Source organism: Kitasatospora sp. NPDC001539, from assembly GCF_040298565.1.
In the GTDB taxonomy this organism is placed as follows: domain Bacteria; phylum Actinomycetota; class Actinomycetes; order Streptomycetales; family Streptomycetaceae; genus Kitasatospora.
In genome coordinates, this window is record NZ_JBEPAK010000169.1 from 1 (window position 1) to 15,519 (window position 15,519).

General features: G+C 72.9%; 16 protein-coding genes. 11 read left to right on the plus strand and 5 right to left on the minus strand.

Features of this window, described 5'->3' with window-relative positions; all coding sequences use genetic code 11:
- The first annotated feature begins 178 nt into the window (after nt 1-178).
- The 3 genes from ABT247_RS23430 (at nt 179) to ABT247_RS23440 (ending at nt 3,589) form a co-directional block, all read left to right on the plus strand.
- Nucleotides 179-1,459: a hypothetical protein gene (locus ABT247_RS23430; RefSeq protein WP_350745263.1), complete on the plus strand. Its 1,281-nt coding sequence runs from the start codon at nt 179-181 to the stop codon at nt 1,457-1,459.
- 61 nt (nt 1,460-1,520) lie between these two features.
- Complete coding sequence (locus ABT247_RS23435; protein WP_350745266.1) at nt 1,521-2,012, plus strand: MarR family winged helix-turn-helix transcriptional regulator; 492 nt, start codon at nt 1,521-1,523, stop codon at nt 2,010-2,012.
- A 137-nt stretch (nt 2,013-2,149) separates the two neighbouring features.
- Complete coding sequence (locus tag ABT247_RS23440) at nt 2,150-3,589, plus strand: MFS transporter (RefSeq protein WP_350745269.1); 1,440 nt, start codon at nt 2,150-2,152, stop codon at nt 3,587-3,589.
- 72 nt (nt 3,590-3,661) lie between these two features.
- Here the strand turns inward: ABT247_RS23440 and ABT247_RS23445 are convergent, their stop codons facing one another.
- Complete coding sequence (locus ABT247_RS23445) at nt 3,662-4,150, minus strand: hypothetical protein (protein ID WP_188309827.1); 489 nt, start codon at nt 4,148-4,150, stop codon at nt 3,662-3,664.
- A 490-nt stretch (nt 4,151-4,640) separates the two neighbouring features.
- On the opposite strand from ABT247_RS23445, the gene hemL reads away from it, so the two are divergent.
- From hemL to ABT247_RS23480, 7 genes are all read left to right on the plus strand, one after another.
- Nucleotides 4,641-5,975: a glutamate-1-semialdehyde 2,1-aminomutase gene (gene hemL, locus ABT247_RS23450; protein WP_350745272.1), complete on the plus strand. Its 1,335-nt coding sequence runs from the start codon at nt 4,641-4,643 to the stop codon at nt 5,973-5,975.
- A gap of 66 nt (nt 5,976-6,041) precedes the next feature.
- Nucleotides 6,042-6,689 carry a histidine phosphatase family protein gene (locus ABT247_RS23455; protein WP_392899635.1) on the plus strand — a complete coding sequence of 216 codons (648 nt, stop codon included), beginning with the start codon at nt 6,042-6,044 and terminating at the stop codon, nt 6,687-6,689.
- Nucleotides 6,690-6,881: 192 nt separating this feature from the next.
- Nucleotides 6,882-7,496 carry a TlpA family protein disulfide reductase gene (locus ABT247_RS23460; protein WP_350745277.1) on the plus strand — a complete coding sequence of 205 codons (615 nt, stop codon included), beginning with the start codon at nt 6,882-6,884 and terminating at the stop codon, nt 7,494-7,496.
- On the plus strand, nt 7,493-8,266 hold the full coding sequence (locus ABT247_RS23465) for a cytochrome c biogenesis CcdA family protein (RefSeq protein WP_350745280.1): 774 nt from the start codon (nt 7,493-7,495) through the stop codon (nt 8,264-8,266). The genes ABT247_RS23460 and ABT247_RS23465 overlap by 4 nt, the downstream gene beginning before the upstream one ends.
- A 2-nt stretch (nt 8,267-8,268) precedes the next feature.
- Nucleotides 8,269-10,104, plus strand: coding sequence for a cytochrome c biogenesis protein ResB (gene resB / locus ABT247_RS23470; protein ID WP_350745283.1), 1,836 nt, complete (start codon nt 8,269-8,271; stop codon nt 10,102-10,104).
- A 3-nt stretch (nt 10,105-10,107) separates the two neighbouring features.
- Entirely contained in the window at nt 10,108-11,238 is a 1,131-nt protein-coding gene (gene ccsB, locus ABT247_RS23475) for a c-type cytochrome biogenesis protein CcsB (protein ID WP_350745286.1), read from the plus strand.
- Nucleotides 11,239-11,376: 138 nt separating this feature from the next.
- On the plus strand, nt 11,377-11,763 hold the full coding sequence (locus tag ABT247_RS23480; protein ID WP_350745289.1) for a hypothetical protein: 387 nt from the start codon (nt 11,377-11,379) through the stop codon (nt 11,761-11,763).
- A 63-nt stretch (nt 11,764-11,826) separates the two neighbouring features.
- Here ABT247_RS23480 and ABT247_RS23485 read toward each other — a convergent pair whose 3' ends face one another.
- The gene (locus tag ABT247_RS23485) at nt 11,827-12,951 is read right to left on the minus strand and encodes a ScbA/BarX family gamma-butyrolactone biosynthesis protein (protein ID WP_350745291.1); all 1,125 of its coding nucleotides are present in this window, start codon (nt 12,949-12,951) and stop codon (nt 11,827-11,829) included.
- A gap of 353 nt (nt 12,952-13,304) precedes the next feature.
- Here ABT247_RS23485 and ABT247_RS23490 point away from each other — a divergent pair, with 353 nt between their 5' ends.
- Complete coding sequence (locus tag ABT247_RS23490) at nt 13,305-13,952, plus strand: ScbR family autoregulator-binding transcription factor (protein WP_350745294.1); 648 nt, start codon at nt 13,305-13,307, stop codon at nt 13,950-13,952.
- A 10-nt stretch (nt 13,953-13,962) separates the two neighbouring features.
- Here the strand turns inward: ABT247_RS23490 and ABT247_RS23495 are convergent, their stop codons facing one another.
- The 3 genes from ABT247_RS23495 to ABT247_RS23505 form a co-directional block, all read right to left on the minus strand.
- The gene (locus ABT247_RS23495) at nt 13,963-14,574 is read right to left on the minus strand and encodes a ScbR family autoregulator-binding transcription factor (protein WP_350745297.1); all 612 of its coding nucleotides are present in this window, start codon (nt 14,572-14,574) and stop codon (nt 13,963-13,965) included.
- 294 nt (nt 14,575-14,868) lie between these two features.
- Entirely contained in the window at nt 14,869-15,078 is a 210-nt protein-coding gene (locus tag ABT247_RS23500; RefSeq protein ID WP_350745300.1) for an acyl-CoA carboxylase subunit epsilon, read from the minus strand.
- Between the two features lie 108 nt (nt 15,079-15,186).
- Nucleotides 15,187-15,519: carboxyl transferase domain-containing protein (locus ABT247_RS23505; protein WP_350745303.1), on the minus strand; the 333-nt coding region annotated here is incomplete at its 5' end.

Sequence of the window (15,519 nt, forward strand, 5' to 3'; positions counted from 1 at the left end):
GAGCGGCGGCGGACGGGGGCCGCGGCCGCTCCCTCCGGGGCGGCGGCGGATCCGTTCCCGGGCGCGACCCGGCGGCGGGGGAAGGGGGCGGCTGAGGGGGCGTGTCGTAGGCTCACGGGAAAATCGTTGCGCCGGAGCTGCGCGCACCCTCGAGCGTGGCGGGGAGTCCACAGAGCACATGAGCACGGCATCGAGCACGGCGTCGTCCAGCGCCGGATCCGGGGCGCCGGTGGCGTCGGCGGCGGAGCGGTCCGAGGGGCGGACGGGTTCCGCGCCGGGCCGGCTGCGCGGCCTGGTGGACCGCTTCGCCCCCGCGCTGGGCGCGTACGCGCTGGTCAAGGCGATCGGCCTGGCCGTCTTCCTGATGCTGCTGGAGCACACCGGCGACTACCTGCGGAAGCAGACCGGCCGCGGCGGCGGCGTCCACGCGTGGGACGTGCTGGGCACCTGGGACGGCGTCTGGTACCAGCGGATCGCCGAGAACGGTTACGACCCGAAGCTGATCCCGCTGCACGGCTTCCCGCTGGCCACCTACTACGAGAACTCGTCCGCCTTCTTCCCGCTCTACCCCTGGCTGATGCGGCTGGTCGGCGCGGTCACCGGGCTCGGCCCGTACGGTTGCGGGATCGTGGTCTCGGTGGCCGCCTCGCTGGTCGCCGCGGCCGGGATCTTCGCGATCGCGGAGCGGCTGGGCGGCTTCCGGGCCGGTGTGATCGCCGCGGTGGTCTGGGGCCTGTTCCCGGGGTCGGGCGTGGAGTGGGCGGTCTACTCGGACTCGCTGTTCGTCGCGCTGTCGGCCTGGGCCTGCTACTGCGTGATGACCCGCCGCTGGCCGGCCGCCGGTCTGCTCGCGCTGGTCGCCGGGCTGAACCGGCCGACCGCCGCGGCACTGATCGCCGCCGTCTCGATCGCCGCGCTGGTCGCGTTGGTCCGCCGTACCGACGGGGTGGCGCGCCCGCTGACCGCCATGCTGATCACCCCGTGGGGCCTGGTCGGCTACGTCGCCTGGGTCGGTTGGCGGATGGGTGACTGGGGCGGGTACTTCAAGCTCCAGCGCGGCGCCTGGAACCGCTACTTCGACTTCGGCGCCTCCACCGTCCGCACCGTCCTGGACGTGATCACCGGCCACTGGTCCTTCTGGCAGTCCAATCCCGTCCCGGACCTGATCGCCATCGCCCTGCTGATCGCCCTGCCGGGCCTGCTGGTGCTGCTGTGGCGGGCGCGCCCGCCGCTGGTGCTGTGGGTGTACACGGCGATGACCGTCTTCCTGGCGCTGAGCAGCAACCAGATCTTCGGCAACATCTCGCGCTACCTGCTGCCGGCCTTCCCGCTGTTCATCGGCCTGGCGGTGGCCCTGCGGCGGGTGCGGACGTCCTCGCTGATCGGGCTGTTCGCGATGCCGGCCGTCGCGGCGGGCTGGTACGCGGGGTATGCGCTGTTCGAGTTGGGCATCCCCTAGCCCCCGGTGGTTGGCAACGGGATCATCCACGAGCAGACGGGCCGTTGCTAACCTCGAAGGCATGACGACGACCCCGCCCGTGCGCCGGATCCGCGACATCTCCGCCCTGCTGGACCACGCGAGCCACGTCCTGGCGACCCGGATGGCGGCCGCCTTCACGGAACTCGGCATCACGCCCCGCGCGTACTGCGTGCTGTTCCACGCCCAGGAGGCCGAGCGCACCCAGATCCAGCTGGCCGAGCTGGCCGACCTGGACAAGACCACCATGGTGGTCACCGTGGACGAACTGGAGAAGGCGGGACTGGCCGAGCGCCGCCCGTCCGCCACCGACCGCCGGGCCCGGATCATCTCGGTCACCGAGGAGGGCGCCCGCGCGGTGGTGAAGGGCACCGAGATCGCCGACCGGGTCCACCGGGAGTTGCTCGAGTCCCTGCCGCAGCCCGAGCAGGACGCGTTCGTCTCCGCGCTCTCCCGCCTGGTGGACGGCCATCTGGCGGAGCCGGTGGAGAGCGACCGCACCGTCCGCCGCGCCCGCCGCTCGCGCGGTCAGTGAGCCCGGGGGAGCACTCCGGGAGCACTCCGCAAGCACTCCGGGGAGCACTCCCCGCAATCTGCTCCGCAGGCAGATAGTCCCGAACAAAACAATCTGGTAGCGTCCTTCCCGGCACTCGACGAACCGGGAGACCCGCCATGACCACGTACGCCCCCACCGCGCCCGCAGCGGCGCCGGCCCGACCCGCCCGCTCCCGCGCCCTGGCCCTCGCGGTGCTCTGCGCGGGCATGCTGATGATCGTCCTCGACGGCTCGATCGTCACCGTGGCGCTGCCCGCCATCCAGAACGACCTGCACTTCTCGCCCGCCGACCTGACCTGGACGGTCAACGCCTACCTGATCGCCTTCGGCGGGCTGCTCCTGCTGGCCGGCCGGCTCGGCGACCTGATCGGGCGCAAGCGGGTCTTCGTCGCAGGACTGGCGCTCTTCACCGCCGCCTCCCTGCTGTGCGCCGTCGCCACCGGGCAGGGGATGCTGATCGCCGCCCGGTTCCTCCAGGGCGTCGGCGGGGCGATGGCCTCCGCGGTCAGCCTCGGCATGATCGTCACGCTCTTCCCCGAGCCGGGCGAGCGCGGCCGGGCGATCGGCGCGTTCAGCTTCGTCGGCGCGGCCGGCGCCTCGATCGGCCAGGTCCTCGGCGGCGTGCTCACCCAGGCCCTCAACTGGCACTGGATCTTCCTGATCAACCTGCCGCTCGGCCTCGCCGCCGCCCTGCTCGCCGCCCGGGTGTTGGAGCCCGAGCGCGGCCCGGGCCTGCGGGGCGGCGCCGACGCGCTGGGCGCCGTGCTGATCACCGCCGCCCTGATGCTCGGCATCTACACCATCGTCGGCACCGGGGCGCACGGCTGGACCTCGGCCCGCACCCTCGGGCTCGGTGCGCTCTCGCTCGCCCTGCTGGCCGGCTTCCTGGTCCGCCAGGCCCGGGCCGCCCAGCCGCTGCTCCCGCTGCGGATGTTCCGCTCCCGCAGCGTCTCCGGGGCCAACGCCGTGCAGATCCTGACAATCTCAGGGATGTTCGCCTTCCAGATCCTGGTCGCCCTCTACATGCAGCAGGTCCTCGGCTACGGCGCCGCCGCCACCGGCCTGGCGATGCTGCCGGCCGCGGTCGCCATCGGCGCGGTCTCGCTGCTGCTCTCCGCCCGGCTGAGCGCCCGCTTCGGGGAGCGCGCGGTGCTGCTGGCCGGCCTGGCGATGCTGGTGGCCGCGCTCGGCCTGCTGGTCCGGCTGCCCTCCGACGCCGACTACACCGCCCACCTGCTGCCGACGATGCTGCTGATCGGCGGCGGCGGACTGGTGCTGTCCGCGCTCGCCGTGCTCGGGATGTCCGGCGCCGGCCCGGAGGACGCGGGGACGGCCTCCGGCCTGTTCAACACCACCCAGCAGGTCGGCGGCGCGCTCGGGGTCGCGGTGCTGACGACCCTCGCCGACGGCCGCACCGGCACCCTGCTCGCCGCCGGGCACTCCGCACCCGAGGCGCTCACCGGCGGCTTCCGACTCGCGTTCGCGGTGGCCGCCGGGCTGCTCGCGGCGGCGCTGGTGCTGGCGGCGGTGACGCTCCGACCCTCCGCCAGGAAGTGACGGCCGGTCAAACCGCCGAGCCCCGGCCCGTGTTCATCGGGTCGGGGCTCGGTGCGCGCGTCGGTCGGCGGGTTACGGCCAGACCAGGCAGTACAGCTGGTGCCCGGCGTCGTGCAGCCGGTTGGCGAAGTCCTGCCACTCGTGCAGCATGCTGTAGATCACGAAGGCGTCGCGCGGCCCGCGGCGGTCCGGCACGGTGGACCAGATGAACGCGGCCGCGCCGAGCTCGGTCTCGTCGGCCTTGCGCAGCGGTTCCACGACGTTGTGCGGGAGTTGGACGACGGCGTAGTCGGGGTGCAGCACCACGAGTTCCAGCGGCGGGACCTGGTGCAGCGGGACGCCCTGGATGCCGGTGAGGACCATGGCGCTCATGGTCTCCGGTTTGATCTTGGTGGAGAGGTGGCCGGTCGGGGAGCCGCTGGTCTCCATCAGGTCGCCGAGCCGCCCCAGCGCGCCGAGTTCGCCGGCGTCCAGGCCGAGACCGCCCGGGCCGAGCGCGGTGGGGACTCTGGCGGCGGTGGCGCGGTCCGGTGCGCCGAAGTACTTGTACGTCACCCCCACGCGTCCCTCACCCCGCCTCTCACCGCCGCGACGACCACGACCCGTACCCGCTCCCGTACCCCCGCGTGCGGCTTCGGCGGGCCTGCGGGAGCCCCCCGCGGCCTCGTCGTAACCGTCCTGCGCCTCGGACACTCGGACCATCCTCACCGGAATTCGCCGGAATCGACAGACCCCCGCACGCCCGGCGTCCCGCCGGACGTGCTCCTTACCCGTCATGCGCCGCCGTACCCACGCGCGGGCCTTACCCACTCGCGGCCGACAGCAGTCCTCTCCACACCCCTGCACACAACCGGAGCGCTCGCGCACCCTGTGCACACAGTCTGACTGGTCCGTGCTCCGGCGCAGCCAGCGGCCCCACCCTGCCGACCACCCGTCACCGACGTCCGTCACCGACATCAGTCACGGGACAACCGTACAGACAACGGTGCCCGGATCATCGTTCCAGATGATCGGGCCGGACATGCAGAGCTCGAGGACACGATTTGAGACCATGTCTCCCGTGAGCTACCCCTACGAAGCCCCCCAGTCCCAGTCGCTCTTCGACCGCGCCTCCGTGGTCACGCCCGGCGGCGTCAACTCCCCGGTGCGCGCCTTCCGCGCGGTCGGCGGTACGCCGCGCTTCATGGTGTCCGGCAGCGGCCCCTACCTCACCGACGCCGACGGCCGTGAGTACGTCGACCTGGTGTGCTCGTGGGGTCCGATGATCCTCGGGCACGCCCACCCCGCGGTGATCGACGCCGTCCAGCAGGCCGTCACCCGCGGCACGTCCTTCGGCACGCCCGGCCAGGGCGAGGTCGAGCTGGCCGAGGAGATCGTCTCCCGGGTCGCCCCGGTCGAGCAGGTCCGCCTGGTCTCCTCCGGCACCGAGGCCACCATGTCCGCGATCCGCCTCGCCCGCGGCTTCACCGGCCGGGCGAAGGTGGTCAAGTTCGCCGGCTGCTACCACGGTCACGTGGACGCGCTGCTGGCCGCCGCCGGTTCCGGCGTGGCCACCTTCGGCCTGCCGGACACCCCGGGCGTCACCGGCGCCCAGGCCGGCGACACCATCGTGCTGCCGTACAACGACCTGGCCGCCGTCGAGCAGGCCTTCGCCGCGCACCCGGGCGAGATCGCCTGCGTCATCACCGAGGCCTCGCCCGGCAACATGGGCGTCGTCCCGCCGCTGCCCGGCTTCAACGCGGGCCTGTCCCGGCTCTGCCGGGACAACGGCGCGCTGTTCATCTCGGACGAGGTGATGACCGGCTTCCGCGTCTCCAAGGCCGGCTGGTACGGCCTGGAGGCGGCGAACGAGGGCTGGGCGCCGGACCTGCTGACCTTCGGCAAGGTCATGGGCGGCGGCTTCCCGGCCGCGGCCTTCGGCGGTCGCGCCGACGTGATGGCGCACCTGGCCCCGGCCGGCCCGGTCTACCAGGCGGGCACCCTGTCCGGCAACCCGGTCGCCACCGCGGCGGGCCTGGCCCAGCTGCGCGGTTGCACCGACGAGGTCTACACGACGGTGGACGCGGTCGCCGCCGAGGTCTCCGGGCTGGTCTCCGAGGCGCTCACCAAGGAGGGCGTGGCCCACCGGCTGCAGACCGCCGGGAACATGTTCTCGGTGTTCTTCACCGAGGCCGCCGTCACGAACTACGACGAGGCGAAGACCCAGGAGGCGTACCGTTTCACCGCCTTCTTCCACGCGATGCTGGCCGAGGGCGTCTACCTGCCGCCGTCCGCCTTCGAGTCCTGGTTCGTCTCGGCGAGCCACGACGCGCGGGCGATCGAGCGGATCGCCGCCGCCCTGCCCGCCGCCGCGCGAGCCGCTGCCGCCGCCACGGCCGCGGCCTGAGCCCACCTTCCGATCCCCAGGAGCAGTTGAGAAGTGAGCGCCAAAGAGATCACCGTCGTCCACCTGATGCGTCACGGTGAGGTGCACAACCCGGAGGGCGTGCTGTACGGGCGGCTGCCCGGCTACCGCCTGTCCGAGCTGGGCCGGGAGATGGCCGAGCGGGTCGCCGAGGACCTGGCCGGCCGGGACATCACCCACGTGGTGGCCTCCCCGCTGGAGCGCGCCCAGGAGACGGCCGCGCCGATCGCCAAGGCGCACGGCCTGGACGTCGCGGTGGACGAGCGGCTGATCGAGGCGGAGAACGTCTTCGAGGGCAAGACCTTCGGGGTCGGCGACGGTTCGCTGCGCAACCCGGGGTACTGGAAGTACCTCACCAACCCGTTCAAGCCCTCCTGGGGCGAGCCGTACCTCGACCAGGTGGTGCGGATGATGGGCGCGCTCGGCGCGGCCCGGGACGCCGCCCGCGGGCACGAGGCGGTCTGCGTCAGCCACCAGCTGCCGATCTGGATCGTCCGCTCGTTCGTGGAGCGCCGCCGGCTCTGGCACGACCCCCGCCGCCGGCAGTGCTCGCTGGCCTCGCTGACCAGCTTCACCTTCGAGGGCGACAAGATCGTCTCGGTCGGCTACCGCGAGCCGGCCCGCGACCTGCTGCCGGCGTACCTGGTCGGCAAGGGCGGCAAGGGCAAGCCCGTGGGCAAGAGCTTCGGGGCCTGAGGGTCGGAGCCCGGGGGCGGCCGCGGCCCCGGCCCGGCCGGGCCCGGAGCCGCGCGTAAGCCCCGGGTAAGTATGGTCGCGGGTCGTCCGGCAACCGCCGGGCGGCCCGCTTCCGTAGCAGGTCAGAGCGGGTGCGGCGGCCAAGGCAGGGCCCCGGCGAACCCGCCCGGAACTCCATGCGAAACTTTTCACATGTCTGCCATGACGCGCCCCCGTCCCCGTGTCGCCGCAGCCGCTGCCACCGTCGCCGCCGCTGCGCTCGTCCTCACCGGTTGCTCCTCCTCGGGCTCGTCGACCAGCGGCGAGGGCCAGGTCGGCTTCGTCACGGTCAAGGGGACCAACCTGTCGAAGGCGGACACGGGCAAGCGCGGGGACGCGCCGGACATCACCGGCGAGACCCTGGAGGGCAACCAGGTCAAGCTCTCCGACTACCGCGGCAAGGTCGTGGTGCTGAACGTCTGGGGCTCCTGGTGCGGGCCCTGCCGGGCCGAGGCGAAGAGCCTGCAGGCCGTCGCCGAGAAGTACAAGGACCAGGGCGTCCAGTTCCTCGGCATCAACACCCGGGACACCGACAAGACCAACGCCGTCCGCTTCGAGCAGGAGCAGGGCGTCACCTTCCCGAGCATCTTCGACCCGGCCGGGACGCAGCTGCTCAAGTTCCCCAAGGGCAGCCTCAACCCGCAGTCCATCCCGACCACCCTGATCGTCGACCGCGAGGGCAAGCTGGCCGCCCGCGCCGTCGGCGGCACCACCGAGGACGCGCTGGAGTCGATCCTTCAGCCGGTGGCCGCGGAGCAGAAGCAGTGAGTGCGCCGCTGCGGCTCGCCGACACCTTCACGACCGTGCAGAGCGGGGCGCTGCTGGCCGCGGCGCCGGTCGCGCTGGCGGCCGGGCTGGTGTCGTTCTTCTCGCCCTGCGTGCTGCCGCTGGTGCCCGGCTACCTGTCGTACGTGACGGGCTTCTCGGCCGCCGACCTGGTGGACGCCCGCGGTTCGAAGCGCGGCCGGATGCTCCTCGGGGCAACGCTGTTCATCCTTGGCTTCACCGTGGTCTTCGTCTCGGGCGGCGCGCTGTTCGGCCAGTTCGGCTCGACCCTGCAGGAGCACAAGCGGGTCATCTCGATCGTGCTCGGCTCGGTGACCGTCCTGATGGGCCTGGCCTTCATGGGCCTCGTCCCCGGCCTGAGCATGCGGGAGGTGCGCTCGCACCGCCGACCGGCCGTCGGACTGCTCGGCGCGCCGCTGCTGGGCATGGTGTTCGGCATCGGCTGGACGCCCTGCATCGGCCCCACCCTGGCCGCCGTCCAGACGCTGTCCCTGAACCAGGCGGACGCGGCGCGCGGGGCGCTGCTGATGACGTTCTACTGTCTGGGCCTCGGCGTACCGTTCATCGTGGCCGCGCTGGCCTTCCGCCGGGCGCTGGGCGCCTTCGGGTGGGTCAAGCGGCACTACCCGCTCGTCATGCGGATCGGCGGCGGCATGCTCGTCGCGGTCGGTCTGCTGCTCGTGACCGGGATCTGGGACTCCTGGATGAGCGAACTGCAGTCCTGGACCGCCGACTCCTCGATCGGAATCTGACCGTGAGCAAGACCACGACCGAGACCGAGCTGCCGCCGGTGCCGGACGACGACGGAGCCGCCGAGCGGCTCAGCACCGCACCGGTCGAGTCCGAGGGCCCGACCGGCATAGGGGTGCTCGGCTGGGCGCGCTGGATGTGGCGCCAGCTGACCTCGATGCGGGTCGCCCTGATCCTGCTGTTCCTGCTGTCGCTGGCCGCCATCCCCGGCTCGCTGATCCCGCAGAACGGCCAGAACCAGTTCAAGGTGCAGACCTGGAAGGCGCAGCACACCGCGGTCGCGCCGATCTACGAGAAGCTCCAGCTGTTCGACGTCTACAGCTCGGTCTGGTTCTCGGCGATCTACATCCTGCTGTTCGTCTCGCTGGCCGGCTGCATCGTCCCGCGCACCTGGCAGTTCGTCGGCGTGCTGCGCGCCCGGCCGCCGGCGGCGCCGCGCAACCTGACCCGGATGCCGGTGTACGCGGCCTGGCGCACCGACGCGGACGCCGACCGGGTCAACGCCGCCGCCCACCGGCTGCTGCGCAGGCGGGGCTTCCGGGCGCACCTGTCCGGCGACGCGGTGGCGGCCGAGAAGGGCTACCTGCGCGAGGTCGGCAACCTGCTCTTCCACCTCTCGCTGTTCGCGCTGCTCGGCGGCTTCGCCTGGGCCAGCCTGGCCTCCGGCACCGGCGGCAAGCTGATGGTCGAGGGCCAGGGCTACTCGAACACCATCACCCAGCTCGACGACTTCAGCGGCACGCGGTTCTACGGCAACCAGGACCTCGACCCGTTCTACCTGAAGCTCGACGGCTTCACCTCGAAGTTCCAGACCCAGGGCGACCAGATGGGCGCCGCCCGGCAGTTCACCGCGAACGTGGAGTACTACCGGGGCAGCGACGAGTCGAAACTGAAGAAGGGCACGATCGAGGTCAACCACCCGCTGGAGATCGGCGGCAGCAAGGTCTACCTGATCGGCCACGGCTACGCCCCGGTGATCACCGTCAGGAACGGCAACGGCGAGGTCGTCTACCACGACGTGGTGCCGTTCCTGCCGCAGGACGCCAACCTGACCTCGACCGGGGTCGTGAAGGTCTCCGACTACGGCACCGGCCCGGACGGCAACCGGACCCAGCTGGGCTTCTCCGGCTTCTTCCTGCCCACCGCGCCGGTGAGCTTCGAAGGCACCGGTCCGATCTCGCTGTTCCCCGGCGACGCCGCCCCGGAGCTGGTGCTGAACGCCTTCTCGGGCGACCTCGGCACCGACTCCGGCCTGCCGCAGAACATCTACCAGCTGAACACCCGCAAGCTCACCCAGCTGACCCAGGACGGCCAGCCGGCCAAGGCGGCGCTCAAGCCCGGCCAGGGCTGGACGCTGCCGAACGGCTACGGCAGCGTCACCTTCGAGGGCTACAAGCAGTGGGCGAGCTTCAACGTCTCGCACCGGCCCGGGAACGCGATCGCGCTGACCGGCGCGGTGCTGGCCATCCTCGGCCTGATCGGCTCGCTGTTCATCCAGCGCCGCCGGATCTGGGTGCGGGCGGTGGCCCTGCCGGGCGGCGGCACCCAGGTGGAGCTGGCTGGTCTGGCCCGCAGCGAGTCGGCGAAGATCGCCGAGGAGCTGGCGGAACTCGCGGTGGAGCTCCAGGACGACGCCCCGGCGTCCGAGGACGAGCCGACACCGGAGGACCCGGCGACGGAGGACCCCGCGCCGGGGGACGCCGGGCCGGACGGACCCGCGCCGGACGACGACACGGCAGCAGAGCCCGCGGCAGCGGACCGCGCGGCAGCAGAGCCCGCAGCAGCAGACCCCGCAGCAGAGGACCCCGCAGCCCCTGCCGACCAGGACTCCAAGGAGTAGACGGTGCATCTCGCCTCGGGGGTCGACCCACAGCTGGCCGACCTCTCCAACAAGCTGATCTATTCGGCGATGGCGGTCTACACGATCGCCATGTTCGCCCACATGTTCGAGTGGACGTTCGGCAGCAAGGGCGCGGTCGCCGTCCGCTCCAAGGAGCAGTCGGGCAACCTGGCCGAGACCGTCGCCGCCGCGGAGCCCAAGGCCGCCAAGAAGGTCACCGTCACCGTGGCCGGGGCCAAGGGCGGCACCACCACGCTGACCCGCACCGTCCTGGCGGGCGAGGGCGCGACGGTGGTCACCGGCGGTCGCGGCGACGACGAGGTGGACGGCCCGGGCGCGGCCGGCACCAGTGAGAAGGGCGACCTGGCCGGTCGCATCGCGATCTCGCTGACCGTCCTGGCGCTGCTGCTGCACGGCGGCGGCATCATCTCCCGCGGCCTGTCGGTGTCCCGCTGGCCGTGGGGCAACATGTACGAGTTCTCCTGCGCCTTCGCCTTCGCGATGACGGCCGCGTACCTCGTGCTGCTGGCCGCGCGGAAGAACGTCCGCTGGCTCGGCCTGCCGGTCACCGTCGCGGTGCTGCTGACGCTGGGCATCGCGACGCAGGTGCTGTACACCGACTCCGAGCAGCTCGTCCCGGCGCTGCACTCGTACTGGCTGGCGATCCACGTCTCCACCGCGATCCTGTGCGGCGGCGCCTTCTACGCGGCGTTCATCGCCACGCTGCTGTACCTGGGCAAGGACTCCTTCGACAAGCGGACGGCGGCCGGCCTGACGACCGGTCCGCTGGGCACCTCGGCCTCGATCTGGCGCCGGCTGCCCGCCGCCTCGACCTTCGACAAGCTGTCCTACCGGATCAACGCCCTGGTGTTCCCGCTCTGGACGTTCACCATCATCGCGGGCGCGATCTGGGCCGAGGCGGCCTGGGGCAAGTACTGGGAGTGGGACCCGAAGGAGACCTGGTCGTTCATCACCTGGGTCGCCTACGCCTGCTACCTGCACGCCCGCGCGACGGCCGGCTGGAAGGGCCGCAAGGCCGCGTACCTGGCGCTGGCGGCCTTCGCCTGCTGGCTCTTCAACTACTACGGCGTGAACATCTTCGTCACCGGCAAGCACTCCTACGCGGGGATCTGACCGGGGGCGCGCACCCACCGGCCCGGCTTCCCACGAGAGATGGCCGGGCCGAGGTGCAACAGGGGTAGTTCGTGCCGGCCGTCCGTGCCGGCACGGGGAGGAACGAGGAGGAATCGCGCAATGGAGTGCGACGAGGTCATGCTGACCGTCCGAATCACCGCCGCCGAGCGCATGTTGCTCCGCCGGCTCGCCCAGGGACACCGCAGTGACGTGTCCGAGGTGGTGGCCGACGCTCTGCTGGACATCATCCCCACGCTCAGCGCGCCGGGGGACGCCTACCGGCTGCTGAGCGCCCTCGCCACGCCCGCGCCGTGCGCGCTGACGGTCTGGCTACCGACGCCGCTGGCCGACCTGCTGGTGCCCGGTGCGGCCAGGATCGCCCAGATCACCGACGTCCTGATCGAGTCGGCCAGCGCGGCCCTGGGCGCGGCCCTGCGGCTCTGGCTGGCGCAGGACCCGGTCCGGCTGGCGGCCAACCTCAGTGTGATGCACGCCGGGCGGCCGGCCGCGCTGGTGGCGGCCTGAACCCCGCGCGGTGGGGCCCGGGCCCGGCGGTCCCACCGCGCTCCGGGCCCTGCGCCCGTCGCCTCAACTCGCCAGCGGCAGCAGGCCGGGGGTGGCGGGGCGGCCGTCCGGGGACTCCCGCCGCACCGGCATCCGCGGGCCGTCGACCGGCTCGGTGAGCAGCCGGCACTCGGCCGCCGTCCGCCCGTCCTGGAGCAGTCGGACCTGGACGGGCGCGCGCCGGCCGTCCGGAGTCCGCTCGCGCACCGCGCGGACGAAGCAGGGCCGGTCCAGCTCGATGAAGCGGTCGAAGGAGGTCACCAGCTCGACCGGCACCACCGGCTCCGGGTGGTGCAGCCGCTGGGCGGCCTGCCGGGCGGCCTCCAGCACCACCATCCCGGGCACGTGGTCCAGCTCCTGGTCGAACAGCACCGGGTGGTCGGCGTCGGTCCGCAGCAGCCAGGTGTCCGGCCGCAGGGTCGGGCTGAGCACCACGTCCGCGGGCTGCGCCCGGCCGACGAGCTCGGGTGCGGCCGGCTCCGGCGGGCGGGGCGGGGTGACGGCCCGTCGTCCCGGTCCGCGCAGGCGCTCGTACGAGGCGGGGGTGACCACCCGCAACTGGCCGGAGCCGTGGCCGATCCGCAGGCCGTCCCTGGTGATCTCGGCGTGCACCCGCAGCGAGGCCAGTCGGCCGTGCCGCATCCGGACCTCCTCGCAGCCGACCTCCAGCATCAGCGAGGTCGGCCCGGCGGTGACTCCGAGGCCCGGCAGGCCCGGCTCGCCGAGCGCGTAGCCGAGGTCCTCCAGGACGAAGTGGTGGCCGCGCGGCACCCCGAAGCCGGCGTGGCCGACCAGCAGCCCCGCCTGGCGGACGGTCTCGGCCATCAGCACCGGGTCGTGGTAGCGGTCGCCGGGCAGCCGGTAGAAGCCGTGCAGCCGGGGCCACTGGGCGCCGAGCAGGAAGTCGTACGGGCCGGTGGCCTGCCAGCCGGTGAGGAGCACCTCGGACACGCAGGCGCGGTGCACCAGGTGCCGGGAGACGGTCCGGTCATGGAAGTCGTAACCCGGGTCGGGGCGGGCGGTCGAGCCGGTTCGGGCCGCCGGGCCGGTCCAAGCGGTTGGGCCGGTGCGGGTGGCGCTGCCGGTGCGGGCGGCGCTGCCGGGAAGCACGTACGGGCCGTCGACGTCCGGCTCCACGATCGATGGCATGGCTGGCCCAGCTCCAGGGTGTCGGTCGAGCGGCCGCCACGGACGCCCCACAACAAAACATACATACCACCCGGTTTCTGTTCTGTTGCCGGGGCCCGCCCCGTGACATCGACCGGTCAGGCCACGCTACCTGCCCCCTGGGCTGCGGGAATCCCCGGAACGGCGAGGCCAGACCTTGGACGGGGGGCCGTCCCCGCTGGACGGCGGGGTCGACAGGGGCGCTAGATTAGATACCAACCATGCGGTTTCGCCGGTGCCGTCCGCATGCGAGGCGTCGCCCCCCACCAGGGCGGGCCGACAGACAGCAGCCGGAAGGGCGGGGGAGCGCCGTCCGGCCGAGTCCGGAGGGGCCAGTGGTCAAGCAGGAGCGCGCGGAGCGGACCAGGCAGGCCGTCCTGCTCGCCGCGGCGGACACCTTCGCGCGGGTCGGCTTCGAGGCCGCCAGCCTCGTCGACATCAGCCGCCGGGCCGGAGTGAGCAAGGGCGCCCTCTACTTCCACTTCGTCTCCAAGCGGGCCCTGGCCGACGGCGTGCGGGCCGCCGCCGGGCGCATGGTCGGCTCGGCCGCGCTGCGCGCCCTGCGGGCGGAGGGCCCGGCCGTCCAGGGGCTGATCGACTTCTCGCACGAGCTGGCCCGGCTGCTGCGCGAGGACGTGGTGGTCCGGGCCGGTGTGCGGCTCGGTGCTCCCTGCCCGCGCCCGACCGCCACCGCTCTCCACGGTGCACCTGACGGTTCCGAAGCGCCGCCCGCCGAGGCCGCCTGGCGCGGCCTCACCGCCGTCGTCCACCGGCTGCTGGACCGCGCCGCCGAGGCCGGCGAGCTGCGCCCCGGGACGGACCGGCGGGCCTGCGCCGAACTGCTCGGTTCGGTGATGGCCGGTCAGGTGCTGCTGGCCGCGGATCAGGCCGGCCGGCCCACCGCCGAGGCGGTGCGCCGGCTCTGGACGGCCGCGCTGCCCGCGCTGGTGCCGGCGGAGCGCTGCCCGGGGCACCGGGTCTGACCGGCCGGGCTCAGGTCTGCTCGTCGGGGTTCAGCCGGGCGAGCACCTGCGGCTGGACCAGCCCGGGCAGCAACAGGGTCCACAGGTCGGCCATCCGCCGGATCAGGTCCCGCCGGCCGGCCAGGACCTGGGAGCTCAGCTGGATCCCGGTGACCGCCCCGGTGATCACCCCGGAGGCCGCCACCAGGTCGATCCCGGGGCGGAGCTCCCCGGCGTCCCGGGCGTTCTGCAGCAGGTCGCGGACCAGGTCCATCCAGCCCTGGTAGGCGGCGATCTGCGGTTGGGTGAAGCTGCCGTGCTCGATCGTCAGCCGTATGCTGCCGCGCAGCAGCGGGTCGTCCTGGAGGGCGTGCGCGAAGGCGTAGCCGAGGTCGATCAGGGTCTGCACCGGGCTGTCCGAGGAGGGCGTCCAGGTGGCGACCCAGGCGCCCTGGCCCTCGATCACGGCGAGCGCCAGCTCCTCCTTGGAGTGGAAGTGGAAGTACAGCGCGCCCTTGGTGACGCCCGCCCGGTCGAGGATCTCGGACATCGTGGCGGCGGCGTAGCCCCGCTCGTCGAAGACCTCGGCTGCTGCGAGGAGCACCGCCTGGCGGGTCGCCAGCGCACGGGCCTGTCTGGCCATCGCAGCCTCCCTGGAAAGTTCTTGCTTCGGCAGCGGCCGATCCTATGGGGGCCGACGGGGCGACGGGCGCATACCGTCCAGTAGGTATCCTACCGAGCCGCTCCGGCCGACCGGTCGGCGTGCTGGGCGCGACGGCCGGATGTGGCGGCCGGGTGTGGCGGCCGGTCGTCGCGGCTCCGCGCGAGGGCCGGCGGACGCCGGACGGCGACGGCGCGACGGCGCGACGGCCGGCCACCCGGGGCGGGTGACCGGCCGTCGGAAGCCGGCGGAGAGCCGTCGGAAGTCGTCGACCCGTCAGGCGGCCTGCTGCCAGCTGACCGGCGAGTAGTAGGCCGGGCGGCGCTCCAGCCGCTGCCAGTTGGCGATCGGCTCGACCGGCGCGACGGCGGCGGCCTGCTGGGCCGTGGCCGCGCGGGCCATCAGCACGGCCGTGAGGGCGGCCAGTTCCTCGTCGGAGAGGCTGCCGCGGACGATGCGGACGAGGGGTTCGGCGGAAGCGGTCATGTCCTGGTTTCTCCCCCGGTGAAAGTGGTGTGTGGTGTCGCTCGGTACGGCCCTGCTGCGTGCTGCGTGCTGCGTGCTGCGTCGTGCGGGTCGCGCGTGGTGCAGGTGCTACATCGGCGGGTTGCCGTGCTTGCGGCTGGGCAGGTCGGCGTGCTTGGTGCGGAGCATCGCCAGGGCGGCGGCGATCACCTGCCGCGTCTCGGCCGGGTCGATGACGTCGTCCACGAGGCCGCGCTCGGCCGCGTAGTACGGGTGCATCAGCTCGCTCTTGTATTCCTTGATCTTCTGGGCGCGCATGGCGTCCGGGTCCTCGGCGGCGTTGATCTCGCGCCGGAAGATGACGTTGGCGGCGCCTTCGGCGCCCATCACCGCGATCTCGTTGGTGGGCCAGGCGTACGACAGGTCGGCGCCGATGGAGCGGGAGTCCATGACGATGTAGGC